We start from the raw sequence: 24,767 nt of genomic DNA on the forward strand, positions 1-24,767 counted from the left end.
CGTGATGTCGATCAACGCTCTCAGGGCGATGTTGCCTAGCATGGAGTCATCCGCGCAAAGGGAGCACGTCGATGCGGGCAGGGCCTCTGAACCGCCCAGGCGGACCATCACCTCTGAGTACCGCTGTACTTGCAGATCGCTATCTTGCGCCCGGCGAGACGACGTGCAATGACGTATTCAAGCGGGTTGCCCATGCGCTTGCCGCTGCAGAGCAGCCAGACCAGCGCGCGCATTTCACGCGCTTGTTCTACGCCAATCTGCTGCGAGGTGCCATTGGAGCGGGGCGCATCATGGCGAACGCGGGAAGTGCGAATCACGGGACGATGGTCAACTGCTTCGTGCATCCTATCGGCGCTAGCGAGCAATCCGTCGCAGACGCTTCCGATGTCGAACGCGCTTTGCATGCAGCACAGCGCACCTTGCAGATGGGTGGCGGGGTCGGCTACGACTTCTCGGTCATCGCCCCTGCTGATGCTGAGCAGGCAACGTCGAACAGCGGAACTGGAAGCGTCTGTGCCGTCCTCGACTCATTTGATCGGGTATGCGCAACGCAAGCGCTCGTCAACACGCGAGGTGGGGCGCAGATGGCCGTTCTGCGCTGTGACCATCCCGACCTGGCTGCTTTCATCACTGCCAAGCGCGGGCGCAAGCGCTGGGCAACGTTCAACCTATCGGTTGCCGTTACCGACGCGTTCATGCAAGCGGTTGCCGATGACGGTCTCTGGTGCCTGCAGCATCGAGCCGTGCCCAATGCACAACGGCTGGCGACAGGCGCCCACGCGCTGTCTAACGGCAAGTGGTGCTACGCAGTCGTTCCCGCACGGCAGCTTTGGAACATGATCGCGGAAGCCGCGCATCACAGTGCAGAGCCGGGTCTGCTGTTCATCGATACGATCAACGCTGCCAATGACCTTGCCGAGATCGAGACGATTGCCGCAACCAATCCTTGTGGAGAACAACCATTGCCGCCCTGGGGCAGCTGTTTACTGGGGCCGATTGATGTATCCAGGTGGGTGCAGTGGCCGTTTGGAATGGGCGGTCAACCACTGTTCGATTTCGTCGGCCTGAGCCAGGCGGTGCGTGTTCAAGTCAGAATGCTCGACAACGCGATCGAGATCACACGCTGGCCGTTGCCTGAGCATATGCACGAGGCCCAGGCCAAACGCAGGATCGGCGTAGGCGTGACCGGCCTTGCCGATGCTCTCACAATGATGTGCCTGCCTTACGACGCTCCGGCAGCACGATGCTTCGCCGCTCAGATCGGGCGATGCTTGCGTGATAACGCCTACGCAGCTTCCGCCGCATTGGCATGCGAGCGCGGGCCGTATCCGCTGTTCAGTCCGGAACGCAGTCTTGCTTCCGGACATTTCAGCGCCGCATTGCCCAAGGCCGTGTGCGAAGCTGTCGCAAAGCACGGACTGCGCAATAGCCACCTCCTCTCCCTGGCACCAACGGGTAGCGTAAGCCTGGCGTTCGGAGATAACTGCTCCAGTGGTATCGAACCTGCGTTCGATTGGGTGTATCAGCGTCGCGTACGTATCCAACATCGCGCGCCGCAGCTTTACCGTATTGAGAACCGCGCCTACAGGCTTTTCCGGGCGCTGTACGGACAGCGTGCAGCGTTGCCCGGCTACTTTGTCAGCGCAAGGCAGATTGATGGGCTCGACCACTTGCGCATGGTGGCGACGCTGCAACCGTTTGTTGATGCATCCATTTCAAAGACGGTCCTTCTTCCCTGCAGCGCGTCGTGCGCACAGGTTGCGGCACTGCTCTTTCACGCATGGCAGTTGCGACTCAAAGGCATCACGATCTTCAGGCCGGACACCGGTCCGGACGACGTGCTCTCCGAGCTGCCCCCGTTGAACGGTCGCCCCACGTGCTTCTGTTGAGCAACCCAGCCAGCGCCTAATCCAGATCCAGCTCGGGATGGTCCGACAGAACGTCGGCCCGTGAGCGGCACGCACGCAGCGGATCGTCCGGCCCGATCCATGCCGCGCGCACATTGGCGCAGACATCACGAAAGCGGGCGGTGGGGATGCCCATGCGATTGGCCGCCGTGGCCCAGTGTGTGAAGACTTTCGAATGCACAGCCAGATACTTCTGGCGAGTGTCTGGATCTCGCGGAAACATGCCATCCGCAGTGGAGAAGTCGGGGCACCTGAGGTAGAGGTTGAACCAGAAGAGCGCAGCGTACGCCCGGAGAATCTCCTCCACCGACTCTGGGCACGTCGTATCGAAGGCAATCTGCGGGCAGGGGCAATCGGTCGCACAGAAAAATGTCGTACGCATGTTTGCGCGCTCCCGGTTATCCGACGTGTTGACTGTGTTGGGCGGCGGGATACGTTCTCAGTGGATTGGTGAGGGCTTCCACCGTAACCGTCATGTCCAGGCCGCCGACGCCAGGCAAGCGGAGCAGGGCCCTCTTCAGAGACTTCAGCGGGCTGGCATTGCCGACGTGGCCCGCCATGCGGATGCGACCGTGCTCCGCGCTGACATGGATTTCGCTCGCCAGCGTCGGGGCAAACCAATCGGTTGCCGTCTTTGCCAGCACGGCAAGCGCCGGATCGGGGAGCAGACTGGAACTGGCTACCGGAAGAAATGCCGTCGCCAACGCGTCTTCGTTCATGGGCTCAAGGGGTGCCGCTTTTGCGAATGGAGGATGGACGAATGCTTGAGCGATCATGGCGAACTCGGTGTGTCGAAGCGTCTTGCTACCACTGTAGTAGACGGCTCGGAAGCGCATTTGATCGTGAGCAAAGCTGGAGCCATCGCCAGAAGCCTTCGAAAGGCTCCGGATTGTCTTTGCTATGCGTATCCGGCGTTGAACATGGCCGAGTTTGAAGTTTCATCCGACCGGTCAACGTAGCCTTCCCGCACATCGGCGATCATGCAATCCGTGGTCAACAACAGGGCGGCAATCGACACGGCGTTCTGCAATGCGGTGCGCACCACCTTGACAGGGTCGACAACGCCCAACTCCAGCATGTCGCCATAACGATCGGACGCTGCGTCGTAGCCGTGCGATCCCTCACCGGAGAGCACCTGGTGAACGACTGCCTGTGCATCGGCTCCTGCGTTGGCTGCGATCTGGAGCATCGGCGCGGCCAGAGAGGTGTGCACGATATGGGCACCCGCTTGTTGCTCGGCATTGGGCGCGGTCCATGCGTCGATGGCGGAACGCGCTCGGAGTAGAGCAACGCCACCGCCCGCCACGATGCCTTCCTCAACGGCGGCACGCGTGGCGTGAAGGGCATCCTGGAAGCGGTTCTTGCGCTCGTGCAACGCAGCCTCGGTTGCCGCGCCCACTTTGATGACAGCAACGCCACCGCTCAGGCGTGCAAGCCGTCGCTGAAGCTGCTCGCGGTCGTAGTCCGTCTTTGCCTCCTTGAGCTGTGCCCGCAATTGGCCAACGCGCTGCTCCACCGCGGCCTTTGCCGTATCGCCCGCGATGAGTGTGGTCGCATCCTTGGTGGTTTCCGTACGGTGTACGTGGCCGAGCTGATCAAGCGTCGCGTGCTCCAATGAAACGCCGGTCTGCGATGAGATGACGGTCGCACCAGTCAGCGCAGCAAGGTCGGCCAGTTGCTCCGTGCGCGACTCGCCAAAGCCGGGCGAACGGATCGCGCAGCTCTTGAGCGTGCCGCGCAGATTGTTGACGACGAGCGTGGCCAACGCTTCGCCTTCCACTTCGTTGGCAATGACCAGTAGTGGCTTGCCGGTACCGGACACGGCTTCAAGAACCGGCAGCAGCTGGGCGATTGAGCCGATCGTGGCATCGCACAACAGCACCCGGGGCTCTTCCAGTACGACGGCCCGGCTTTCGGTGGTGGCAAAGAACGGCGAGAGAAACCCGCGGTCCACGCGCGCGCCTTTCGCGATCTCGACCTGGTCTTCAAGCCTCGAGCCGTCTTCCACGCTGATAGCGCCGTCCTTGCCGACCTGTTCAACCGCGCGCGCCACCAGCGAGCCCACGGTTTGGTCGCCGCTGGCGGAAATCGTGGCGATCTGCCGCATTTCGTCTACGGTCGTGCAGGGGCGTGCCATGTCGTGGAGCTGTTGCGCAACCACGGCGCCTGCGGCCTCAATGCCGCGCCTGAGCTGCATCGGGTCGTGCCCGGCTTCTACGTATTTCACGCCCTCGGCCACGATGGCGTGCGCCAACGTGGTGGCCGTGGTCGTACCGTCACCTGCGACCTCGCTGGTGCGCGCCGCTGCCTCGCACAGCAGCCGAGCGCCCATATCGGCAAATGGCTCGCGCAGAGCAATGGAGCGTGCAACCACAACGCCGGAGTTGGCGACCATGGGCGTCATGCCCGGCCGTTCGATGATCACGTTGCGTCCGCCAGGCCCGAGCGTCACCTTGACGGCCCTGGCCAACAGGTCGATTCCGTTGAGCATCATCCTGCGGGCGGTTTGATGGAAGACGAGGGTCCTGGCTGTCATGGTCAACTCACATTGGGTCGGGTGTGCCGCGGCGTACGGCTTCGCTTACAGAAACAGAAGGTGCCGCAGCCGGCATTGCACGCCACGCACGGGCTGTTGTCTTTCAGGTTAGCCATGACCGAGGGCGCGGGGTTGGGCTGGATCAAAGGTTGCGCCATATCAACGCGCTCCGGTGCGCATCGACCATTGTGGGGTGAGGGAAGCGAACGGATTCTCAAGGAGGAGCCGACCATGCTGCGGTTACAGAACCTCTTGCGGGCTGCGCTGGTTGCAGCGTCTCTCGTGTCGACACACGCGGCATTGGCGCAGGCACCCGCCCCCGAGCCACTACACCATCCGAGCCCCGATTTCTGCGCGCAGATGCGCAATGCCCGGACACCGGCAGAACGCCGTGCGTTGATGCAGCGCATGCAGGATATTCACGGCTTGAACGAGTCGGATCGGATGAGCGGCCGGGCACGAGGAGGGATGCCCGGCGGCACGATGAACAGGCGATCGTGGCGGGCCATGTACGAGGAGGGGTGTCTGAATGAAGATGCTTCTGCCGTGCGTCCTATGCCACATGTGCAAGGAGGCGTGGCTTATGTGTCAGGTGGGGTCGGGCAGGATTCGGTGGATGCAATGCGTGGCGTTGCAGCGAACTACAACCTGCGCTTGACGTTCATCGAGCAAGGCGGGGCGTACGTTTCAGATGTCGATATCCGTATTCGCTCCGCAGACGGGGCGGTGTCCCTGGCGGTCGTATCGGAAGGCCCGCTGTTCTACGCTCACCTGCCGCGTGGCCAGTACCAGGTCAGTGCGTCTTATAACGGCGTGGTACGTCAGGGCACGCTTGTGGTGCCGGCACATGGAGCGATCGTGCGCACGATGACTTGGCCCCGCTAAAGGACTCGGTAGCGACGTCGGCAAACGATGTGTTTTTCAGGATGGCGAAGCATGCGTGGCGCCGGCATTCTTCGCCCTGCCACTTCATTGATACGTGGTCGTTTCAACCGGGGTCAATACGGCATAGCGCGCAGCAAGCTCCCTGCCGAGCAAGATACCCGCGCTGAAGGCAAGCTCGCGGGAAACGTAGCCTTCAGCGCTGGCGGCGGAAATCCAGGACGAGCATTTTCCACCGGGCGACACGAACCGGCACTCGCATTCCCAGCGCTTGTCCCTTCGCCGCTTTGTACGAACATCCACCCAACCCCGCCCGGCTTGAACGGTCAAGCTCACATGCCCCCCTTGGCTCCGATGGTTGCTTTCGACTGCCCACGGACCATCTCGCGTCGCAACGCGAACTCGACTTCTCTGAACGCTTCGCAAAGTGCCGCTCGGGCGTCCTCGCCGGAGGCATGGCGCGAGAGGTGGCTATCGTGGCGTGTCATCACATCAATGTGAACCCTGACGGATTGGATGGGTGTCTGCTGTCGAGGCAGTTGAATCAACTTGACGCGGCAACGTACGATCTCCGCTTGAAACCTGGCCAGGCTGCTCGCCTGTTTGATGACAGCATCCTCGGTCGCTTTGGAGTACGGAAAGTCCCGAAATGAAATGTCCAATGGCAAGGTCACGCTCGAACTCCTCGACCCAATGTCGGGCGCTGCCACGACTTCAAGGGCAGAACAAAACTTCAAGGTCGCATCCTGTCAACCGGACGACGCGGCCGGAGCGCAGTCGCTCGGGCCGCGAGTAAGACCAGGATCGGCGCAGCAGCGAATCGTGCAGCGATTTGCTGCCATCCGTCCTCCGCTGTTTTTGCGATGAGCTGTCCGTTACATCAGCCCCCGTTTACGGGGATGGTCTTGGAAGCCGCCTGCGCCGCATCCGTCTTGGGCAGCGTCACCGTCAATACGCCGTTCTTGAAGCTGGCCTGGATCTTGTCTGTATCGACGCCGTCTGGCATGCGGAATGACCGCTCGAACGCCCCGAAGTGGCGTTCATGCAAGTAGTAGTCCTTTTGTTTTTCTTCCTTCTCTTCCTGCTTCTCGCCTTTGATGGTCAAGCCGCCGTTGACCAGCTTGACCTCGACGTCCTTCTCTTCCATGCCAGGCAGGTCGGCTTTGATCTCGTAAGCCTTGTCGGTTTCGACAACGTCCACTGCGGGCGCGGACGTCAATGCCCATTCGCGCCGCCAGAACGGCGCGATATCCAGCGCGGCGCGATGAAACGGAAAGAGATGAAATCCGCGGTCGAAATCATCGAAGACACGTGCAACCTCTTGCCGCAGGTTGTCGAATGCGCGCCAGGGTTGCATGCCACCGGCTTGTTTGGTCGATGCTTCCGAGCCGGTCTTCACGGGAAGCTTGGTATCGGATTCAGCCATGATGCTTTCTCCTATGCAGGTACGGGGAGAAACCATTCTGGACGCAGATGCGAACAACATCTTGATGGGCATCAACCGTTCTATGCCGTCGATGTTTCGGCTCATGGTTTGTGTGCGCATTGCGTTTCACCGGCGATCACGCAAACGATCTCGCCGTTGCCCGAACGGTATTGATAAGAGCATTGGTCCCCTCGGGTCATCAAAAACAGCGCGCATTCACGTTCCTGACCTTGATCAGAAAGCCATGCGCGAAGCGTTGGATGGAGTCGCCGTGCCACCTACGATGGAACAGAGGAAGCACAGATCCAGAGGACACGCGATGATCAAGGTGCTGATAGCGGACGACCATGCCGTCTTTCGTGAGGGATTGGGTCGGATCCTGAGCGATGCGAGCGATATCGAGGTTGTCGGCGAGGCTATCGATGGTGCATCCACCATTGATCTGGTGCGCAATACACCGGCCGACGTCATCGTGTTGGACTTGTCGATGCCCGGCCGCAGTGGCATTGACCTGATCGCCCAGGTTCACAGAGACGTTCCGCAACTCAAGATCCTGGTTCTGACCATGCATGCTGAGGACCAGTACGCACTGCGCGCGTTGCGAGCCGGGGCGGTCGGCTATCTGACGAAAGAGGGAGCGGTCAAGGAGCTTGAAAAGGCCATCCGCAAAGCCGCATCGGGCGGTACGTACATGACGCAGGCCGTGGCTGAGCTACTGATACACAATCTCGGGGATCCTGCAGACAGGCTGCTTCATCAGCGGCTCAGCGACCGGGAGTTCGATATCTTCCTGCGCTTGTCTAGAGGCGATTCACTGGCGACCATCGCGCACGATCTCTGCATCAGCAAGAAAACCGTCAGCACCTATAAGGCACGCATTCTTGAGAGGATGAACTTGCCAAATGACGTCGCCCTGGTTCGGTATGCGCTCAGCCACGGGTTGGCATGAGGCTGGCCGGAGCGACCGTCGCGGCGATGTCGGATTACATTGCTTTTGGCCCGGCACCGGAAGCTGGCAGCGGCAATTGCGCAGATGTGGCCATCGTTTGCGGAATGGTGAGTTCGATCAACGTTCCGGATTCTGGCGACGATTCGATGCTTAAGCTCCCGCGTACGAGATAGGCGCGCTCACGTAAGCCCACAAGCCCGAAAGACAGATCCTTTCTCGGATGGGCGGGGTCAAAACCGATGCCATCGTCCTGCACGGAAAGCTGGACGGTGGGCGCCTCATAGAGCAGGCGTACATGTACAGCCGACGCGCCGGCATGGCGCGCTACATTGGCCAGGCACTCCTGCAGGACGCGATAGACGGTGGATGCAAAAGGCTCGGAAAGTTCAAAATGCCCGGGTACGATCTTCAGTTCGCACTGAATACGGTGGCGCCGTTGAAATGACTCGACAAGCCATCTGCACGCAGGTACGAGGCCGAGATCATCGAGCATGGAGGGGCGCAGATCGGACGCGAGACGACGTGTCGCACGGATCATGTCATCTACGGCGTGTTCCATTGCGCCCAAGCGTTCGGCAACCGGCGCGTTCGTGGCATCAAGCTTGTGCTCCAACATCTGCATGTCGACCTTAAGCGCCGCCAACGATTGAGCAAGCTCATCGTGAAGCTCGCGTGAAAGGCGCCGCCGCTCTTCCTCACGCGCCCTCGAGCTGATCGCTGCCAGCTCACGCAATTCCTCTCTCGAGCGTTCGAGCGCATGTTCGGCGCGCTTACGCTCGGTGATTTCCAGTCGAAGCTCGCTGTTCGTGGCGCTCAGTTGGGCGGTGCGGTCTTTGACGCGCTGCTCGAGATGCTCGTTCGCCGCATTCAGCTGTTGCGTTTTCTCCAAGGCGCCTGCGCGCGCTGCGCTCTCGTTATCCAGTGCTTTCACCAGCATGGCGTAAAGCCTGGCGTGTTCGATGATCAGCGCGACCAGAACAAAGCTGGAAGCGACAAGACCATAGGCGCGGCCGGCGTAAAAACCGAGATCGAACCGCCCGTGGTTGAACACGGCAGAAAGTGCCACCTCAAATGCCGAAATGACGGCGACCACCGTACACCATAGATTCAGCAACGAGTGGCCGCGATGTCGCCACAGAATTGCTGCGGCCAGCACATTCAGCATCCACACAATGCTGACCGTCGTTGACATGGCGCCGGTATAACCGTTCCCGCGCATGATGGCCGGCAAGAGAGACGGCTGGGTCGCCAGCGCAGTCAGCCCATAAGCCAAAAGCAGCACGACGCCAGCAGCCCATAGAACGGGGGAGACGGCGCGCGACCACCTGATACGCCGTGTTCGCTCGTTCTCTTGCAGAAGGGCATAGCCGATCAGGGACAGTGGAAACCCTCCGTGCCAGAACATGTAAAGCCACGCTGTCGTTTGCGGGCCCGCACCCAACAGCCCCGATGCAGAGAACAGCCCAGGGAAACTGAGCATGTGCACCGCCGCGACCGTGGCGGTAAAGAAGTAGCCGGATGACAGGACCAGCAATCCGGGAGAGCGCAGCAGGGTGAACTGCCCGACCAGCATCGCAGCGGTGACAAGGTCGTTGATGACGACCGCGGATTCATAGACGGGAATGAACCCCCAGACCTGCGCGAGTTGCCATTGAGCAAACGGCAATACCGCCACAAAGACCACGACGGACGCCAGCATCACTGCCGTGACCAGGCGCTGCTGATTGGGTCGGGGCAAGACGGTCGACAGGAAGATGCGGGGATCGCTCCCTGGGTCGCTCAAGATGCTCTCCAATAACTGGAACCTGCGCTCGCGCGCGCTGCCCCGGAATGTTGGGCTGGACCTCAGGCGTGCTGGCTTCAAACCTTGTCAGGTTTTCCTGACATGCGGAGCGCTATCGGGCTGATGCGCTTTTCGTCCCAGGCCGCTTACTCGCGTTGGCTCGCCTCTGTAGTGTTCAACCTTAGCTTGCAAGCGCACGTATCAATATGAGGCAGCGCAGACATTCCGTTGATGAGCGCCACGCAAGTACGGAAGTCAGGCGCGCGATCGCTGTCTGATCGACCGGCTGATCCACAAGTGAATCGCTGGCCGTGAGCCCGTTCCGGCTGCATGCACAGGAGTCCATTTTCATGTCGAGCGAAATCAAGGCAATGCACGTAGCAAGCTTCCTGCGGCTGTCTGCCCGCTACATTGACGGGGCACGGACAGGCGAAAACAGCAGCGGCGAAGTGGCACTCGTGCCAGTCGTACCGCGAAATAGTGCGCGGGCAGCAGCGAGGCCATCAGCCCCCGCGGTAAGAGTGATCAGGTTACGCCAGCCCCAGGGTTATGGGGCCAGATGAGCTTGCGCCAGCTACGCCGCAAGGTGCGGTAGCCGCTACGTATCGCTACCGGCAGGATGCGCCGCACGCTCGGCAGCGCAGCCTTGTGCGCTTTCGGCAAGTACCTTATGAGATCAATTGCCTCGGATCGAGTCCGTTTCGCCCCTTGTTGACGTGAGTCAAGCCGTAACCGGCCCTTGTGCCGAATATCGAGGGTAAAGCCGGTGCTTCTTCGGCTTGGCATGCGCTGTGTGCAACGTCGCACGCGGCCAATCGATCGAGGGTCCTGATGAGCCTGCTCGAGCTTCGCCACCTGACCAAACGTTTCGGCCCGAATGTTGTCGTCGACGATGTCAGCTTCTCGGTGGATGCGGGTGAGTTCTTTACGCTGGTGGGGCCGTCAGGATGCGGGAAGTCCACCCTGTTGCGGCAGATCGGTGGCTTTCTGGAGCCCGACCTGGGTGAGATCCTGTTCGAGGGGCGCAACCTCGCGGGCATCCCGCCGGAGGCGCGACCGATTCACACTGTCTTCCAGAGCTACGCGCTGTTTCCACATATGACGGTCGCCGGCAACATCTCCTTTGCGTTGCGGATGCGAAGACTGCCGCGAAGAAAGATTGCGCAGCGTGTGGAAGCCTTGATCGAGGACGTACGCTTGCAAGGCCATGAGAACCACTTCCCGCATGAACTCTCAGGCGGCCAGCGGCAGCGCGTAGCCATTGCTCGGGCCTTGGCTGCTGATCCGCGCCTGCTGTTGTTGGATGAGCCGCTCTCGGCGTTGGATGCTGCGCTGCAAGCCCAGATGCAACACGAGTTGATTGCGTTGCAGCAGCAAGTCAAGGTGGCGTTCGTGTATGTGACGCACGATCAGGTTCACGCATTGGCGCTGTCCCAGAGAATTGCCGTTATGCAAGCGGGCCGCGTTGTTCAGATCGATAAGCCCGAGATTATCTACCGTCAACCCATGACGCGCTTTGTGGCAGGCTTCATCGGCGCATGCAACCTGCTGGATGGAACGGTCGAGCGCGCGGCGGACGGTTGTCTGCAAGTCCGGGTCGATGGCCTCGGTGCATTGCGCGTCAATTCTGCTGAACCCTTGGTGCTAGGCAGCCGAGGCACTGTCGCGATCCGTCCCGAGCAGATTCGGCTTCAGCGGGGACAAATCAAGGCTGCGGATGATCAATCATCCAGCTGGCCGGGCGTCATCCGCGACCGGCTCTACCAAGGCGACGTGACGCTGTACACGGTTGAACTTGCCAGCGGCCCACGCTTGCAAACCATGGTGGCGAACGCCGCCACCGCCGAGGCGGGGCAGTTTCAGCAGGGCGATCCAGTAGGGCTGACGTGGCCAGAAACGGCCGGTGTATTCCTATGTCACTGAACGTTTGTCTATGGATTCCAGCACGCGGTCAGATGGGTGGATGCGTTGGGTAGCATGGGCGGTCCCGACGATGTACCTGCTCGCATTGGTTGCCATACCAACAGCCATCATGTTGCTGGCGGCGTTCAGACTACCGGGGGAGAGTGGTGGGCTCGTTCCTCTTTTTTCCACAGAGAACGGGAGTCTTGCTTTCAGCGATACGGTACACACCGGCCGTTGGCGAGACCTGTTCACGTTGGACAATGTCTCGATCCTGTTCAGCAACCGTCTGTATGCCTTGTTGTTCCTGAAGTCGGCGGGATACGCAGTACTGACGACGCTGATTTGCCTGACCGCCGCGTACCCTTTGGCATGGGTTATTGCCAGCAGCGGGCAACGCTGGCGCAACATTTTGCTGCTTCTGGTGATCTTGCCGTTCTGGTCCAATTTTCTGGTGCGCGTTTATGCCTGGATGATCATTCTGAGCCCGCGCGGCTACGTCATGCGCGGGCTCAATGGTGTTCTGGTCTTGCTGGGTACGCAACCGATTGACGTGCTCTTTACGCCTGCCGCAGTGGTCATCGTGCTGGTCTATGTGCACTTGCCATTTATGGTTCTGCCGCTCTATGCCAACCTGGAGAAGCACGATCCACTCCTGATCGATGCCGCTCGTGATCTGGGTGCGAACGTTTGGCAGCGGTTCTGGCAGGTGACGTGGCCATTGTCGCTGCCCGGCGTGTGGGCTGGAGCGGCACTCGTATTCATTCCGTGCTTCGGCATCTTTGCTGTGCCCGAACTGGTGGGGGGGACGCGCGCCATCTTGATCGGCAATCTGATCAAGCAGCAGTTTCTGGATAACCGGGACTGGCCGCTGGGTTCCGCGCTATCTCTTGCGCTGGTCGGTGCCGTACTGGGCATCATGGGGCTCGCATCGGTGGCAGCGCGGCCACGACATGGTGCATGGGTTCGCGGTCATCGTGCAGCGAGCAAACGTGTACGCGCAGCGGAATTGGAGGCGGCCCCATCGATGATGAACAGGGAGGCATCATGAAGCGGGAGCGTATCGGTTGGCCCGCATTGTTCGGGGGTGGCGTGTGCTTGTTCCTATATGCGCCACTGCTGCTGGTTGTGGCGTACTCGTTCAATGATTCGCGCCTGAACGCCGAGTGGACCGGCTTCACATTGCGCTGGTATGGCGTGCTGGCCAGAGACCTAGCCATGCAGCGAGCAGCATGGAATTCGTTGATGATCGCGGTGGAAGCTGCTGTCTGCGCCAGCGTATTGGGCACGCTGGCAGCCTTCGCGATGTACCGATACCGGCCCCGCGCGTTGACCGCCCTGGTGATCGCACCTGTTGCGATCCCGGAAGTCTTGATGGGTGTTTCGCTGCTGCTGTTCTTTGTATCGATCAACCTGGAACTCGGCCTGCTTACCGTGGTGCTGTCGCACATCACCTTCTGCGTCGGTTTTGTCGCCGTGGTGGTGCGTTCCCGCCTGGAAGGGTTGGACGACAGTTTGATCGATGCTGCCCGCGATCTGGGAGCGACCCCACTCCAGGCAATCTGGTATGTGGTGCTGCCACTGATCCTGCCCGGAGTGGCAGCCGGCGCGCTACTCGCGTTCACGTTATCCATGGATGATTTCGTGGTGACGTTCTTCACTTCAGGGCCTCGCCAACCGACGCTACCGATCCAGATCTACTCGATGATCCGCATTGCGGTCACGCCGGAGGTCAACGCTGTTTCATCCATCCTGATGCTGATTACGCTGGCAGCCTCGCTGGCTGCTTTTCGGATGTCGCGAGACGTCTGGCGGGTACATGTATGAAGCCCGGGTCGATCAGCAGAATCGTCAAGGCGACTTGCTTGCTGGTCGTTGGTGTCTCGTTCGCGTTGTTGCCCCGTTGCACTGCGGCCGAAACGAGAGCGCTGGCCGAACTGAACGTATTCAACTGGAACAACTCGCTCTCGCAGGACACGATTGAACAGTTTCAGGCGGAATGCCATTGCAAGGTCAACCTCTCGTATTACGGCTCGATGGAAGAGGCGCTTGCCAAGCTGGCGGGCGGCGCTCGCGGCTTCGACGTTATCGGGCCGAGCAACTATGGCATCCCCGCGCTTGTGCGGCTGGGTGCACTGCAGCCCCTGAACAAGGCCGCCATTCCCAACGCCGCCAATATTGAACCTGCCTATCTGGATACACCACAGGATCCGCACAACGTCTTCTCTCTGCCCTATGACTTCACCATCACGCTGATCGGGTACAACGAGGCGCGAATACGCGAGTTGGGACTGGACCCGACGTCTTGGTCTCTTGTATTCGATCCGAAGGTGCTGTCCAAGATTCGAGGCAAGGTCACCGTGCTGGACGATCCCCGCGAGGTGATTGCAGCGGCGCTGCGCTACAAGGGCTATTCGGCTAACTCAACGAGCGCAGCGCAGTTGAGCGAGGCGATTGAAGCCATTCGGCAAGCCATGCCGTACTGGGCAGCATTCAATAGTCAAAGCTATATCCGTGAGTTGACGGTCGGAAACATCTGGGTGGCGCTTGGATATTCCAACGATATCTTCCAGGCCAAAACGGATGCACTGAACGCAAAACGGCCGTTCTCCATCAAGGAAGCGCTACAGAAGGAAGGTAACGGCATGACTGGGGACAGCTTTGTCATATCCAGAACTGCCCCGCATCCTGAATTAGCGCACCGATTCATCAATTTCATGCTGCAGCCCAAGATTGCAGCACAGCTGACGAACACGCTAGGCTCAGGTAATCCCAACCGCGCGGCACATGCCTATATCCGCGCAGAACTGCTGAGCGATCCTGCCATCAATCCTGGCCCCGAAGAACGTAAACGGCTCGAGCAACTGACCGATCTGGACAGCCAGACACGGCGCGCCTGGAATCGTGCATGGACCGAGCTCAAGATGGGGCAGTAAGGCTTGAAACGAATGTGGGGGGTCGGCCACAACTGAAGTTCACGACTATTTGATTAGAGCCGTTTATTGCTTCTCTAAGCGGATACAGGTGCTTTAGAGCGAAATAATGGCAACCATAAGGTTACTGGCAACGTGTTGGAAATCGCCCTAACTTAATGAATCGGGCCGTCACTCATTGCGCGTACATGGATAAATCGGCCGCTCTTATTGACGATGAAATTCGGCAACCATCGGCATCGCGCTATGGCAGCTTCGCGGAATGGGTACTTGCTCCAGCAGTTATTGCCGCATTGCTGATTGCCATCATTCGGCTTGAGGCGACGGGGCAGGCGGCTCGCTCACCCTGGAGCATTCTTTTAGCGTCATTCTGCGTGGGGCTACTTGTCGTGGCCTATGCCAACTACACGCGTCAGTGTCGATGTCTTGCGATGTTCGTCCGTAGCAAGAGCCTCTAGAGCCAACGAGGCCAGCGCCGTCTTGAGGCGATTATTCGTGCCTCGATGGAGGCGGTCGTCACAGTTGACGCAGCACAGCGCATCGTTCTCTTCAACCCGATGGCCCAGGTGCTATTCGGATATGCAGCCGATGACCTGGTTGGGCAGCCGGTGGACAGATTGATCCCTTTGCGATTCCGTGCCGCTCACAGAATATGGGTCGAGCAATTCGGCAGGACTCGGTCAAACGAAAGACGAATGGGCAGCCAACGGCAAATATTCGCTTTGCATGCCGATGGCCATGAGTTTCCCATCGAGGCGTCCATTTCGCACTCGGAGGGGGTTGGAACAAAGTGGTACACGATCATGTTGCGTGATGTCAGTGAGCGCGTGAAAGCCAATGAGGCCCAAATGCGCTTACAGGAAGAACTTCACGACCTTGCAGATTCAACGCTGCTTGCTCGCGAGGAAGATCAGAGAGCGATTGCGGGCGAGCTGCAGCAAGGATTCGGTCCGCGCCTCCGGGCGTTGCACGAGGCGACTGCCGGAATTGCCGAGCAAATGCAGCCTGCTGTTTTCACCGGTTGTTGGCGCCGTCTCGATGCGATTCGGATCAGCCTTGAGGCGACCGACAGATCAATACGTCGCATCTGCTCGGACCTGCGTCCCCAACTGCTTGACGACCTGGGCTTGGTGCCGGCGATCCAGTGGATCGCTACGGATTTCGAGTGGCGGTATCACATAGCAGTCATGGTTAGCGCGGATACTTGCGAGTTGGATGGGCATTCGTCGATTGGCGTGCTTCGTATCGTGCAGGAGGCGCTGACCAATGTGGCGCGCCATGCGCAAGCGCCCCAAGTGCACATGATGTCCACGCGGTGGGCGGCAACTGTGAGGTATCCGTGGCGGACAACGGAATAGGCTACCCGTCGATCCGGGATGCGGCTAAGCAGCAAGGTCTCGGGCTGATAGGTATTCGAGAGCGCGCGTGGTTGTTGGGCGGCGCAGCACACATGGAATCGAAGCCGAGCGGTGGTGTCAGCGTGAAGGTGACCGTTCCGCTGAGTGCACCCACTCGCATATCTCACACAGCCTATGCAACGACATCGATGGATACGTCCTCTGGGTGGTGAGTGAAGTGAGGGGGTCTTGCGTTATTGAGATAGGTCAAGGCGCGCTACGTAGCGTCCAATAGGCTGGCAGCTCAGTTCGCATTGGTTCCGCTTCGCTGTTGAACTTCGGTTTTACATACGTTTAGATCATGGACACTCGACGAGTCGAGATTCAGTTCCGTCACCTGCCCCCCTCAGATGCAATCAAAGAAGCCGTGAGGCGATTTTTCAACAAGCTCAATGGTCTGCCATGCAGCATCGAAAGGTGCAGCGTGAGGCTGGCTTCCGAGAGAGCCGAGCCGCTTTGTGGCGGCCCATATTTCGTTCACGTCGAGGTGGAGATGCAAGGGCAGGAGCTTGCAATAGACCAGGCATCTGATGTGGACGTGTATGTCGCGCTTCTCAATGCCCTTCGAGACATGCATGAGATGGTCAGAGCGGCGGGATTGAAACGCCGATGTGCTGCATGACCATCGGATGTGTAACAGATCCGGTCTATCGATCATGCGAAGCTTCTCGTGCCCTCACGAGATACGTTGGAACTCCTCCGCAAGCTGAGCCCGTCCTCAACCCAGGCGCGCTGGAGCGCCACCTAGAGCAGCTTTCGGATTCCGGCTGCTGCGCTTGCCGGGCATGAACCGCGTGTGGACGGAGTCGGAGAAGGGCGCTAGTCGTGCGACTGAGCGCGCGTGCCACCCGTGCGTAGTCGCGCGAGTCTTGCCTGCAGATCGGTCAATGGCTCCGCGACCACACTGAACTCGCCCGCATAGATGGAACCGTCGTTGCCATCCAAGGTCAAGGAATCGCCCTCCTGCAGGGTGGTTTCGCCCAATGAGATTGCGCGGGCGGACTCGTGCACGCGCAGCGCTTCGCAGCCGATCAGGCACACCTTGCCGAGTTGGCGCGCGACCACCGCCGCGTGGGATGTCCGCGCTCCACGCTGTGTGAGCAGGCCGGAGGCTACCTGTATTGCCGTCAGATCGCTCGTCTGCGCATCGCTGCGCACCAGGATGACGGATGCTCCGGCCGCCTGCCGTGCCCGCGCGGCGGTCTCATCCAGGGCGATTTCGCCGGCTGCGACTCCGCTGCATGCGCTCGCGGCATGTGCCAACGGCTCTGGTGAGTTGCCGTCGCCAAAGGCAACGCGGTGACGTACCAGCACGGCCGGATCGATACCCGCCGTGCGTTCCTGGGCGGTTGCCGCCTCGATGATGCCTTCGTCGAGAAGGTCGAGCGCGATGCGTACGGCGGCTTCTGGGGTACGTTTCCCGCTGCGCGTCTGCAACAGATAGAGGCGTGCGTCCTGCACAGTAAATTCAAAATCCTGCATGTCGCCGAAGGCTCGCTCGATGCGTGACCCAAACTCACACAGTGTTTCCCATAGGCGGGGCATGGTCCGCGCCAGTTCTGTGTGCCCTTGCACGCGTCGCCGGCCCGACACGACGTCTTCGCCCTGTGCGTTGAAGAGAAAGTCCACCCAGATGGCCGGTTCGCCGGTGGCAGGGTTGCGCGTGAATCCAACGCCAGCACCAGAGTTCCCACCGCCATTTCCGAACACCATGCCCTGGACGGTGGCGGCAGTACCGATGTTCTCGTCAATCTGATATTGGTGCCGGTAGGCGCGCGCCTTCTGCGTGTTCCAACTGGCCAGTACCGCCTGGATGGCGCCTGCGAGCTGGGCCTCCGGGTCTTGCGGGAACGGTCGGCCGGCGGCCTGTGCATAGGCCCGCAACGAGCGCCGGGTCAGTTCGCGCAATTGTGCGAAGTCGAGCTGTTCGACTTCATCCGCTGCTCCGGCCACCATGCTGTATTCAGCCTCGAAGACTTGCGGTGCGATTCCTTCGACAACTTCGCCATAGCTTGCCACCAGGCGCCGATAGGTGTCCCACACCAGCCGGGGGTTGCCAGTCTGCCGGAGCAGGCCAGACAGCGTGGCATCGCATAGCCCGATATTGAGCAGGGTTTCGAGCATCCCGGGCATGGAAACAGCGGCTCCCGAGCGCACCGCAAGCAACAGCGGAGCACGCGTATCGCCAAAGCGCCTGTCAGAGGCGAGTTCGATTTGCTGCAACCCCGGGGCCCATACCTTGCGTTCGGTTGCAAGCTGCCGCATGGCGTCGCTCCGGCTGTAGCCCGTGCCGAGCACAAACGCGGGTGGAACCGGTAACCCCAACTGCGACATCCCTAACAGGCCGAACGCCTTGCACCCAATGTTCTCCAGCGATGCGTCAGCATGTACGAGCCCAGGCGGCTTGCGGCCGCAGCCGATCAGGTAGACATCAGCGGGCCACTCGGCGTATGTCAGGCTCGAAGGCATATTCATACCTGCTCGGCTTGGCTGAACACAGCGTCACGCAGCATATAGCTGGCGGCAAGCAGCCGGTCGGATGTCAGTTCCAGAGCCTGCGCGAGATCGTTGGCCAACATCAACGAGGCGGCATCCTTCATGCTGGCGAGCATCAAATGCCGGGCCTGTCTCAGAAGCTCATCGCATTGGCGCTCCGCGCGCAGCACATTCCACGTGGCCGCAACAAAGGCATCACTGTCGGACATGTCGCTGCAGCCAGCGAGGTCGCGCGCAATCGCCAGCGCCTTGATGTGCTCCTGCGTGGCGACCTGGACCGTGCGTGCCAGGCGGCAAAGCGTGTCGCGGATGACGTCGTTCCAGCCGATCTGATGGCCGTCGGCAATCAGGCTCATCAGAAAGGCGGCTTCTTCCAGTGCATCGGCAATGTCGTCGGAAGATTCGATCACGCGGGCAAAGCGCCCCCAACGCGGCTGCCGCTGCGCCTTCTCCCGAGCGAGTGTCACGAGCTCGTCGGCTTCCCGCTCCCACGACTTGGCGCGAGCCGCTAGCCTCTGCGTTGCACTGGCACCGGCCCCCGAATTTGGTTGCATGCATGACGTATTCATGACGTCGTGTTCGAGTGCGTCGCTGACGGACTGGGCCAATGCGTGGCAATACGCGGCATGCTCTTCGAGCAGTTCGAATTCGCTGCCGTACAGACGCACGGAACGCATCAGCAACAGGCGTGTCTGGTCTGCCAACTGCGCGACAGGTTGGTCATTAAGCATGGCCTGACTTGCCAGGCGCAACACATCGATCAGGAAACGGCATGCGTCGGCGGCACCAAGCACGGTGTCAAGACGGTCCCCGATGCGGAAGACGCCCGCGCCGACGGCTTGCATGGCGCCGTGGATGAGCGCTTCGCCACCACATTTGAGCCAGGCCATGTGGCCGGCGTCGATACGTGCAGCCTCTTGCAGGATGCCCACGGCGGCGTCCTTTCCGACAAACGACAGCAGGCGCTTGCGCGCGCGGTTCCAGTCGATCAGAAACACGATGCGGGAGCCGATACCTTCCAGCGCGTCGTCGAGCGACGCTTCGTCACCACATTCGAGGCGGGCAGTGCCGAAGATGAAAGGCTGTCCCTCGTTCAGCGCGGGATCGAGTTTCGATTGGAGCCCCTCCCAATGCACGTCCAATGGTTCGAGCATCGAGCGAAAGAACTCGAACCGTTGGCGATGCAGGTCTGCGTAGTTCACCGTGATGGTCATTGCTTGCACCTGAACCACCAGCACGTGTACATCGGTCGCGCCAATGTCGTTTTGCAGTAAGAGCTTGTCCCCGTCCCGCGTCACAGCAGTCCCCAGACCTGTATGGTCGAACTTGAGCGGCGCGGTCCGATTCAGCCCGCGCATGAACGCCGCGATGCGGGCGCGATCTTCGGGAAGCACCTGCCATACGTGGGCACCGTCGATCTCCTCGGTTGCGAGGGAGCGCTCTAGTTCTGCCAGCTGCCTGTGCAGATCCATGATCAGCTGGTGCAAGCTGTCTTCGCCGCCGGCTGTCACACCGCTGGTCAACGCGCGTAGTTGTGCGTTGGTCAACTCGCCTGCATCGATCTTGCCCAGCCAGGCAAGCCAGTTCTGCACGCGCTCGCGAAATGCGTTGTCATGTGCTTCCAGCACCGGACGGGCCATCACGCCAAGTTCTTCCGCCGCCCGCTTGGCGAAACGCGGCAGATTTGGCAGGCGTAACGCGCTGTCCACCTGGATTGCTGTTGCGGGCATGTCACGCAGCCAGGCGGCATCGCTCTGGGCCACACCGATCTCTGGTGCCAGATCTAGCATCTGCAGATCGGGGTGCGCTGCGTGTGCAGCAGCGGCTTGCACAACGCTCAGGAAGAGTTTGAGACGATCATTGGCGGCGAGGGCGGCCTTGATCCATGCTGGCAGCAGCAAGCTGCGCTTACCAATTGCAACGACGGCTTCGGCTTTTTGCATCGGTATGCTCAAGCGGCAGACGTGGCCAGCCGGATCGCCGTTCCACGGAATGCTGGGACAAACGTGGAAAGTCTAGGTAGTCGATGGCGTTAGGGGTTGACTCGGATCAAGCCCCCACACAGCACATCTTCGCGGCATAGCGCCACCGGATCACTTTTGGCGGAGGAGGGCTGAGCGTGTACGGCGCTCTGGGTGCCTCATTGCCGTCGCGGCCAGACCTCGCGCGAACATGTGGCAGCAAGCGCGAACCCAACATTTCGGTGTCACCGTACCCGGCCGATATCAACCGGCGACTTGACCGGCATCAAGCTGCGCGCGCCCGGCTGGCGAACAATGATTCTGTCCTTCCGTTGCGGCCACGAACATGAAGCCAGTCTTACGAGACGTCCTGCGCAGGCGCCTGCATCGGCATGAGCGGGGTGGGGATGCAGAACAGGCTGACGGCAGCGACGTCGTGTCTACCCTAGCGGCGACGTTGCCCACGAACCGAGGCGCCATCGAGACCGTGACGATGCCCAGGCAACGGCATCCAGCTCCAATCGGCTTTTATCACCTTGAGCACACGGCGATCAGCGAGTGCGCTTGCGCGGGGTTGGCGTGTTTTGCCGCCCGCGCCGATAGACCGGACCGCTGGCAGACCGCGGCCACGCAGACCCCGGTGCTCTACTGCCTTGGCAAATGCTATGACGCACCCAGTGACGGCGCGCACGATGTTCGACCGCACGTGGGCGAGCATGCGAGCCAAACCGTGTTGTTAGGCAACGTGCTGCGCGGTGGCGTGCGCGATCTGCCGACCTATCGCCGCGGCGGGGCAGCGCTTGAGAAAGCTCGACGGATGGCGCCACAAGCGTTGCTGGACATGGTGGAGGCGTCCCGATTGCGAGGGCGAGGCGGCGCCGCATTTCCCGCAGGCACCAAATGGCAAGCCGTTGCCAGCGCATGCGCCGAAACCAAGTATGTGGTCGTGAATGCCGACGAAGGTGACCCGGGCGCGTTCTCTGACCGGTTCCTGCTGGAGGACGATCCGTTTCGCCTCATTGAGGCCACTGCGATTGCCGCACACGCAGTAGGCGCGCGACGCGGTTACATCTACATCCGCAAGGAGTACCCGGATGCGGTGCGGGTCATGTCGCATGCACTGGAACAGGCGCGTGTGGCTGGCTGGCTCGGGCCGACACTCGAACTCGAGCTGGTCGTGGGGCAGGGCGCCTACATCTGTGGAGAAGAGACGTCCCTGCTGAACGCGCTGGAAGGCCGCCGTCCGGAAGTGCGGCCAAGGCCTCCGCAGATCAGCGAGCGCGGACTGTTTGGCGCCCCCACGCTGGTACACAACGTCGAGACCTTGTGCGCGATCCCCTGGATCGTGACCCATGGCGCCGCTGCGTATGCCGCCCTCGGCTTCTCCAACAGCCGAGGCACCAAGTTGTTGTCTTTGAATTCTCTGTTTTGTCGCCCTGGGCTTTATGAAGTCGAGTTCGGCATCAGTCTGGCGGATGTCGTCGAGCAGCTCGGGCAAGGGTTGCGTCGTGGCAGGCTGAATGGCCTGATGGTCGGTGGCCCGTTGGCCGGCATCGTTCCACCGACATTGCTCGACACCCGGCTCGGCTACGAAGAGATGCAGGCCATCGATTGCGCCGTGGGGCATGGCGGCGTCATCGCGTTTGCCGACGACACGTCCATCCCACGCATCGTTGCCCAGGTCTTGCGTTTCGGCGCTCGCGAGTCCTGCGGCAAGTGCACGCCCTGTCATCTTGGTACGCCCATTCTTGCAGCGATGGCGGATGCGGCGGCCAACCGTCTGCCAGTTGATGCGGACCGTTTTCGCCGGTTGATTGATGCATTGGCGGCGACCAGCCTTTGCGGGCATGGCCGGGGGCTGGCCGAGTTTGTCCAGTCTGTGCGCCGCCACTATCCGTCGGAGCTGCAAGCATGGTGCGACTGACGATCGACGGCAGCCCGTTGGAGGTGGCGGAAGGCGCCTTGCTGATCGACGCGCTGTCGGCGGCGGGCAAGGCAGTTCCGCACGTGTGCCACGACAAACGCCTGGTGCCTTCTGGCGCGTGCCGCCTGTGTCTCGTGGAGGTCGAAGGCCAACGGCGGCCGGTTGCGAGTTGCACAGCCGAAGTGGCTGAAGGCATGGTCGTGCAGACGCGCAGCCATGCGCTCGACACACTCTGCCGCACGAATCTGGAGCTCATCGCCGCGCGCTATCCGCGAACGGCGTATGCCGCAGACCCGAAGCACCCGTTCCACCGTCTGCTGGCCGAATACGGTGTGCCGCCCGGGGGCAAGCACGAGGACGGATTTTTTAAAGATGACAGCCATCCCTACCTTGGCGTCGGCATGGAACGCTGTGTCCATTGCGACCGCTGTGTACGCATCTGCGAGGAAGTGCAAGGGCAATTCATCTGGGAGACGACCGGGCGCGACGATACGACGCGCATTGCAATCGGCAAGGGGCCTACGTTGCTCACGGCGGGGTGCGTCAGTTGCGGCGCCTGTGTAGACAGTTGTGCCAGCGGAGCCTTGTTCGACAAACGGTCCGGCGTCAAGCCTACGGCTTGGACCCGTACGACGTGCGCATACTGCGCAGTCGGCTGCCAAATGGAAGTCGGAACGGCCGGTGGCCGCATAGTCCTGGTGCGCCCTGCAGATAGCCCCGTCAATCGCGGGCATCTCTGCCTCAAGGGGCGGTATGCGTTTGAGTACAACCACGCCCCAGACCGTGTCACCCAACCGATGCTGCGGCGTAATGGAAGGTGGCAAGCGGTGGGGTGGAATGAGGCGCTTGGCTTCACGGCGTCACGGCTACAAGACATCATCGCCACAAACGGGGCGGATGCCATTGGCGTACTCGGATCGTCACGGGCGACCAATGAGGAGAATTACCTGGCGCAGAAGTTCGCCCGCGTGGTGCTGGGCACGCACAACGTCGACTGTTGCGCCCGCGTTTGCCATACCCCTAGTGCGAAAGCGCTGAAGACGATGCTTGGCATTGGCGCAGCCACCAACACCTTCGACGATATCGAGCATGCGAGCGCGTTCCTGATCTGCGGCGCGAACCCGACCGAGAATCATCCGGTCGTCGGAGCGCGCATCAAGCAGGCCGTGTCGAGGGGAGCGCAGCTCGTGGTCATCGACCCGCGCCGTACAGAACTGGCGGCGTTGGCCGACGTGCATCTGCCAGTGCGCGCTGGCAGCAACGTGCTGCTGTTCAACGCGTTGGCCGCCGCGATCATCGAGGAAGGGTGGGTTGATCGCACGTTTCTGTCCGAGAGGGTCATCGGCTTCGATACCTTCGCTGCGCATGTCGCGCACTACGCTCCCGAGAGCGTTGCCGAACGATGTGGCGTGTCGGCTCCGGCCATTCGTGCCGCCGCCGGAATCTACGCCAAAGGGCAGCCCGCCATGTGTTTTCATGGCCTGGGCGTAACCGAACACCTGCAAGGCAGCGAAGCGGTGATGGCACTCATCAACCTGGCGCTGCTGACGGGCAATCTCGGTCGGCCGGGCAGCGGCATCAATCCATTGCGTGGGCAGAACAACGTACAGGGCGCAGCACAGATGGGATGCGACCCGGCTACCCTCACCGGCGCCCAGTCAATTGGCCAGGCGGGCGCGCGCTTTGAACAGGTGTGGGGTGCCAAACTGCCCGCCACGCGCGGGCTGGATGTCATAGAAATGATGGATGCAGCCCAGGCGGGTCGGCTCAAAGCGCTGTGGGTGATGGGCTACGACATTTATCTCTCGCTGGCCAATGCATCCGCAACGGCTGCCGCGCTTGGCGCCTTGGATCTGGTGATTGTGCAGGACCTGTTTATCAACCAGACGGCTGCGGCGTTCGGTACGGTGTTTCTGCCCGCGGCATCGGCCTTCGAGAAAGAGGGCACCTTCATGAACTCGGATCGACGCGTACAGCGTGTTCGTGCTGTCACGACGGCTCCTGGGCAGGCACGCTCCGACTGGTGGATTATCCAGGCGCTGGCTGCTCGCATGGGCAAGCCGGAGGGCTTCGAGTTTGACGGCCCCGAGCAGATCTGGGATGAAGTGCGCGCGCTCTGGCCAGAGGGCGCCGGCTTGGCGTATTCGCGCCTGGACGGCGAAAACCTGCATTGGCCGTGCCCTGACGAAACGCACACCGGAACACCCGTGCTCCACCGGGAACGTTTTTCCGGCGGCAAGACGGCCGCTCTGATACCGGTCGACTATGTGCCGACGCCCGAGCGGCCAGACGATGACTATCCCTTTCTTCTGACCACAGGTCGCGTGCTGGAGCACTTCAACGCCGGCACGATGAGCTACCGCACCCCGAACGCAGCGCTACGGCCGTCGGACACGCTGGACATGGCACCAGCGGATGCAGCACGCCACGGTTTTACCGAAGGTGATGTGGTCGAGGTAACAAGCCGGTATGGTTCCGCGATCCTGCCGTTGCATATCAGCCATGCGATGCAGATTGGGCAACTGTTCTGCAGCTTTCACCGCGCCGATCTATTGGTCAACCGATTGACCTCTCCCGTGCGAGACCGGCAGGTGCATACGCCCGAATATAAGGTGACTGCGGTACGGGTGAAAAAGCGCAGCGACTGATCAGGACCAGTTTGAGTGACGTC

20 protein-coding genes and 1 pseudogene are annotated in these 24,767 nt (G+C 61.0%); 13 read left to right on the forward strand and 8 right to left on the reverse strand.

What is annotated here, in order from left to right; translation table 11 throughout:
* Positions 1 to 71 precede the first annotated feature (71 nt).
* Positions 72 to 1,889 carry an adenosylcobalamin-dependent ribonucleoside-diphosphate reductase gene (locus AAHM38_RS14880; RefSeq protein ID WP_116575939.1) on the forward strand — a complete coding sequence of 606 codons (1,818 nt, stop codon included), beginning with the start codon at positions 72 to 74 and terminating at the stop codon, positions 1,887 to 1,889.
* A 16-nt stretch (positions 1,890 to 1,905) separates the two neighbouring features.
* Here the strand turns inward: AAHM38_RS14880 and AAHM38_RS14885 are convergent, their stop codons facing one another.
* The 3 genes from AAHM38_RS14885 to groL all read right to left on the reverse strand — a co-directional run bounded on the left by AAHM38_RS14885 (position 1,906) and on the right by groL (position 4,443).
* On the reverse strand, positions 1,906 to 2,289 hold the full coding sequence (locus AAHM38_RS14885; protein ID WP_009241761.1) for a hypothetical protein: 384 nt from the start codon (positions 2,287 to 2,289) through the stop codon (positions 1,906 to 1,908).
* A 16-nt stretch (positions 2,290 to 2,305) separates the two neighbouring features.
* The gene (locus tag AAHM38_RS14890) at positions 2,306 to 2,683 is read right to left on the reverse strand and encodes a hypothetical protein (RefSeq protein WP_259393904.1); all 378 of its coding nucleotides are present in this window, start codon (positions 2,681 to 2,683) and stop codon (positions 2,306 to 2,308) included.
* 122 nt (positions 2,684 to 2,805) lie between these two features.
* The gene (groL, locus tag AAHM38_RS14895; RefSeq protein WP_116575937.1) at positions 2,806 to 4,443 is read right to left on the reverse strand and encodes a chaperonin GroEL; all 1,638 of its coding nucleotides are present in this window, start codon (positions 4,441 to 4,443) and stop codon (positions 2,806 to 2,808) included.
* A gap of 75 nt (positions 4,444 to 4,518) precedes the next feature.
* Between groL and AAHM38_RS14900 the strand changes: the two genes are divergently transcribed.
* Positions 4,519 to 5,328, forward strand: coding sequence for a hypothetical protein (locus AAHM38_RS14900; RefSeq protein WP_259393903.1), 810 nt, complete (start codon positions 4,519 to 4,521; stop codon positions 5,326 to 5,328).
* Between the two features lie 329 nt (positions 5,329 to 5,657).
* Here AAHM38_RS14900 and AAHM38_RS14905 read toward each other — a convergent pair whose 3' ends face one another.
* A complete protein-coding gene (locus AAHM38_RS14905; protein WP_116575935.1) occupies positions 5,658 to 5,999 on the reverse strand; it encodes an HPF/RaiA family ribosome-associated protein in 342 nt (113 codons plus the stop codon).
* 206 nt (positions 6,000 to 6,205) lie between these two features.
* Positions 6,206 to 6,751 carry an Hsp20/alpha crystallin family protein gene (locus AAHM38_RS14910; RefSeq protein WP_009241756.1) on the reverse strand — a complete coding sequence of 182 codons (546 nt, stop codon included), beginning with the start codon at positions 6,749 to 6,751 and terminating at the stop codon, positions 6,206 to 6,208.
* Between the two features lie 319 nt (positions 6,752 to 7,070).
* Between AAHM38_RS14910 and AAHM38_RS14915 the strand changes: the two genes are divergently transcribed.
* Complete coding sequence (locus AAHM38_RS14915; RefSeq protein WP_009241755.1) at positions 7,071 to 7,700, forward strand: response regulator; 630 nt, start codon at positions 7,071 to 7,073, stop codon at positions 7,698 to 7,700.
* A gap of 34 nt (positions 7,701 to 7,734) precedes the next feature.
* On the opposite strand, the gene AAHM38_RS14920 is transcribed toward AAHM38_RS14915, so the two are convergent.
* The gene (locus AAHM38_RS14920) at positions 7,735 to 9,483 is read right to left on the reverse strand and encodes a sensor histidine kinase (protein WP_116576023.1); all 1,749 of its coding nucleotides are present in this window, start codon (positions 9,481 to 9,483) and stop codon (positions 7,735 to 7,737) included.
* An 831-nt stretch (positions 9,484 to 10,314) separates the two neighbouring features.
* On the opposite strand from AAHM38_RS14920, the gene AAHM38_RS14925 reads away from it, so the two are divergent.
* The 8 genes and pseudogenes from AAHM38_RS14925 to AAHM38_RS25700 all read left to right on the forward strand — a co-directional run bounded on the left by AAHM38_RS14925 (position 10,315) and on the right by AAHM38_RS25700 (position 16,337).
* Complete coding sequence (locus tag AAHM38_RS14925) at positions 10,315 to 11,406, forward strand: ABC transporter ATP-binding protein (protein WP_009241753.1); 1,092 nt, start codon at positions 10,315 to 10,317, stop codon at positions 11,404 to 11,406.
* 70 nt (positions 11,407 to 11,476) lie between these two features.
* A complete protein-coding gene (locus AAHM38_RS14930) occupies positions 11,477 to 12,436 on the forward strand; it encodes an ABC transporter permease (protein ID WP_009241752.1) in 960 nt (319 codons plus the stop codon).
* Positions 12,433 to 13,212 (forward strand): ABC transporter permease, encoded by a 780-nt coding sequence (locus AAHM38_RS14935; protein WP_116575934.1) that lies wholly within the window; start codon positions 12,433 to 12,435, stop codon positions 13,210 to 13,212. The genes AAHM38_RS14930 and AAHM38_RS14935 overlap by 4 nt, the downstream gene beginning before the upstream one ends.
* Positions 13,209 to 14,321: an ABC transporter substrate-binding protein gene (locus AAHM38_RS14940; protein WP_116575933.1), complete on the forward strand. Its 1,113-nt coding sequence runs from the start codon at positions 13,209 to 13,211 to the stop codon at positions 14,319 to 14,321. The genes AAHM38_RS14935 and AAHM38_RS14940 overlap by 4 nt, the downstream gene beginning before the upstream one ends.
* Before the next feature lie 185 nt (positions 14,322 to 14,506).
* Positions 14,507 to 14,776, forward strand: a complete 270-nt coding sequence (locus AAHM38_RS14945; protein WP_125472839.1) for a hypothetical protein — start codon at positions 14,507 to 14,509, stop codon at positions 14,774 to 14,776.
* Positions 14,777 to 14,800: 24 nt separating this feature from the next.
* Positions 14,801 to 15,676 (forward strand): annotated as a pseudogene (locus AAHM38_RS14950) (PAS domain S-box protein); the annotation flags it as partial.
* Positions 15,658 to 15,888: a hypothetical protein gene (locus tag AAHM38_RS25695; protein ID WP_353734649.1), complete on the forward strand. Its 231-nt coding sequence runs from the start codon at positions 15,658 to 15,660 to the stop codon at positions 15,886 to 15,888. The pseudogene AAHM38_RS14950 and the gene AAHM38_RS25695, both read left to right, overlap by 19 nt.
* Before the next feature lie 128 nt (positions 15,889 to 16,016).
* The gene (locus AAHM38_RS25700) at positions 16,017 to 16,337 is read left to right on the forward strand and encodes an HPF/RaiA family ribosome-associated protein (protein WP_009277622.1); all 321 of its coding nucleotides are present in this window, start codon (positions 16,017 to 16,019) and stop codon (positions 16,335 to 16,337) included.
* 197 nt (positions 16,338 to 16,534) lie between these two features.
* Here the strand turns inward: AAHM38_RS25700 and AAHM38_RS14955 are convergent, their stop codons facing one another.
* Together AAHM38_RS14955 and AAHM38_RS14960 are read right to left on the reverse strand one after the other, a co-directional pair.
* A complete protein-coding gene (locus AAHM38_RS14955) occupies positions 16,535 to 18,190 on the reverse strand; it encodes a PEP/pyruvate-binding domain-containing protein (protein ID WP_116575931.1) in 1,656 nt (551 codons plus the stop codon).
* Positions 18,187 to 20,154 (reverse strand): phosphate transport regulator, encoded by a 1,968-nt coding sequence (locus AAHM38_RS14960; protein ID WP_116575930.1) that lies wholly within the window; start codon positions 20,152 to 20,154, stop codon positions 18,187 to 18,189. The genes AAHM38_RS14955 and AAHM38_RS14960 overlap by 4 nt, the downstream gene beginning before the upstream one ends.
* 778 nt (positions 20,155 to 20,932) lie before the next feature.
* Between AAHM38_RS14960 and AAHM38_RS14965 the strand changes: the two genes are divergently transcribed.
* Both AAHM38_RS14965 and fdhF read left to right on the forward strand, forming a co-directional pair.
* The gene (locus AAHM38_RS14965; protein WP_310735794.1) at positions 20,933 to 22,096 is read left to right on the forward strand and encodes an NADH-ubiquinone oxidoreductase-F iron-sulfur binding region domain-containing protein; all 1,164 of its coding nucleotides are present in this window, start codon (positions 20,933 to 20,935) and stop codon (positions 22,094 to 22,096) included.
* Positions 22,084 to 24,744, forward strand: a complete 2,661-nt coding sequence (fdhF, locus tag AAHM38_RS14970; RefSeq protein WP_116575928.1) for a formate dehydrogenase subunit alpha — start codon at positions 22,084 to 22,086, stop codon at positions 24,742 to 24,744. The genes AAHM38_RS14965 and fdhF overlap by 13 nt, the downstream gene beginning before the upstream one ends.
* Positions 24,745 to 24,767 lie beyond the last annotated feature (23 nt).

The sequence above is a fragment of the Ralstonia sp. OTU4908 genome, assembly GCF_038440115.1.
Classification (GTDB): Bacteria; Pseudomonadota; Gammaproteobacteria; order Burkholderiales; family Burkholderiaceae; genus Ralstonia; species Ralstonia pickettii.